This is a genomic window from Mesorhizobium sp. M1322, assembly GCF_040318085.1.
GTDB lineage: Bacteria > Pseudomonadota > Alphaproteobacteria > Rhizobiales > Rhizobiaceae > Mesorhizobium.
The window spans coordinates 1-2,224 of the sequence record NZ_JAMYLP010000190.1; the positions used below are offsets into that span (position 1 = coordinate 1).

At 65.6% G+C, this 2,224-nt stretch carries 2 protein-coding genes; both read left to right on the forward strand.

The features are described from left to right. The first annotated feature begins 150 nt into the window (after positions 1–150). Positions 151–909 carry a metallophosphoesterase family protein gene (locus NKH12_RS30250; protein ID WP_352956456.1) on the forward strand — a complete coding sequence of 253 codons (759 nt, stop codon included), beginning with the start codon at positions 151–153 and terminating at the stop codon, positions 907–909. A 155-nt stretch (positions 910–1,064) separates the two neighbouring features. Continuing rightward, complete coding sequence (locus NKH12_RS30255; RefSeq protein ID WP_352956457.1) at positions 1,065–2,108, forward strand: SH3 domain-containing protein; 1,044 nt, start codon at positions 1,065–1,067, stop codon at positions 2,106–2,108. The last annotated feature ends 116 nt before the right edge of the window (positions 2,109–2,224 follow it).

The following is a 2,224-nucleotide window of genomic DNA, read 5'->3' on the forward strand; positions in this document are numbered from 1 at the left end:
TGTGGCTTTTGTTTATACGACCGAGTGACACAGTATCTTATTTTAGCGCGACGACCGGTTTCCGATCCCCCCCGCCGCCGGCGGCTCCCCGCCCACCTCTCCCCCGCTTCGCGAGGGCGAGGAAAAGCTGCCCTGCCTACGGAGCTTCCCATGCGCATTGCCGTCCTCGCCGACATCCACGGCAACGTCCTCGCCCTGGACGCCGTGCTCGACGATCTGCGGCAGCGCGGTGGTGCCGATCTCATTGTCAACCTCGGCGATTGCGTCTCCGGCCCGCTCTGGCCGCGCGAAACCATGGAGCGGCTTGCGACGCTCGCCCTGCCGACGGTGCGCGGCAATCACGACCGCCGCGTCGCCCGCGACACCGCCGATGAGACGATGTGGCCGTCCGACCGCTACGCGCAGGAACGGCTGACGTCGGCGCAGCGCGAGGCGCTGTTCGCCTTGCCCCTCACGCTGGAGATCGCGCCGGGAATAATCGCCATCCATGCCCGCCCCGACCACGACGAAAAATATCTGACCGATACGATGGCCGATGGCCGGCTGGTGCGCGCGCCGCTGGCCGCCATCAAGCGACGGCTGGCCGCGCTCGACCCGGCTTGCCGCATCGTACTGTGCGGCCACAGCCACCGCAGCGAACTGATCCGTATCCCCGGCGGCCCGGTCGTCTTCAATCCGGGCAGTATCGGCTGCCCCGCCTATGACGATTCGACACCGCCGGCGCATGTTTCCGAGCAAGGCTCTCCGCACGCACGCTACGGCATCGTCGAACTGGGCGAGCCGGGCCACCCCGATCGCTTCGAGGCCATCGCCGTCGACTATGATCACGAGGCGGCGGCGCGGCAGGCCGAACAGGCGGGACGGCCGGAATGGGCCCACGCGCTGCGCACCGGATTTACGTCAGGCTGAACGCGGAACGCGTTCATGTCAGGCTGAACGCGGAACGCGTTCATGCCGCCAGGGCTGAGCGAGGTACGAGCTCATGCCTCGGGTTGAACGAGGAGCCCATCCCTCACACTGAGCACGTTCATTCCTCAGCCGCATTTTCCGGCTTACATAGCGCCATGTCGTCGCTTATAAAATCAACCTGGAATGCGGTGGCGTTTCCGAGCCTGGCCGCGCCTTCGGTAATGCATCTATCGTCCACGGCCAAAATGATGAGGCGCACAGTTACGCTCCGAACGACGCTGTACGCGCTCTCTGCCACCCCTCTCCTGCTGACGGCGCTGCTGCCGGCCAAAGCCGAGGAGGCGTCGGTCGTTTCCATCGTAACCGACCTCGCTCCAGGCGATCTGCTGAACATCCGCGCCACGGCATCGGCGATGGGCAAAATCAAGGCTCGACTGCCGAATGGTACGAGCGTGAACAATCTCGGCTGTAACGACGTCAATGGCTATCGCTGGTGCAAGGTCGCAGAAATTGACAACCCGCAACTGACGGGATGGGCCCCCGCGCGCTACCTGAACCCCGAGAATCCGGTGGCCGTTTCGGATGCGGATACTGATCCGACCGGCGAAAGCGCGACCCCTGCAGCCGAGGCCTTGAACCCGGCAACCGCGGATCAGCCGCTGCCCGACCTGACAGCGCGGCTGGGCGCGACCGGTCCCGAAACCACCACGACAGCCGCGGACGCAATCGGCAGAGCCGCGATCGAGGATGCTTACCGCCTGGCGCTCGCGGCCAGCGAAAATCCTTCGACCGGCGAGAGGCCGGCGCCCGCAGCGGCGGAGGAGCCCATCCGGAAACGCTCCGTCAATACAGCGCCTCCGGCCAACGCACAAGCCGTTGCGCGGCTGCAGCCCCCAGGCAGGCCCGCGCCGGCGCTGGGTGCCCGCAACGAGATTCCTTGTGCGCGCTATGTCGGCCAGCCGATGACCAGCTGCAAGGCAGGCGTTGTCCACACGGGCGGCAAAGCCGAGGTGACCGTGACCTGGCCCGATGGTGGCACCCGCGTCATCAGCTTCCAGGCCGGTCGGCCCGCCGGCTCGAACGCATCAGGTGAATTCCGCTACACGCGCGAGGGCAGCCTGAACATCATCCGCGTCGGCGTTTCCGAACGCTTCGAGATCACGGATCAGTTGGCTGGGTTAGGGGGAATAAGGCAGTAGGGCAGTAGGGCAATATGTTTAAAGGGCGCTCGAACCTACTGCCCTACTGCCCTACTGCCCTACTGCCCTACTGCCCTACTGCCCTACTGGCCTACTGCCCCTGTGTCTGATACCCA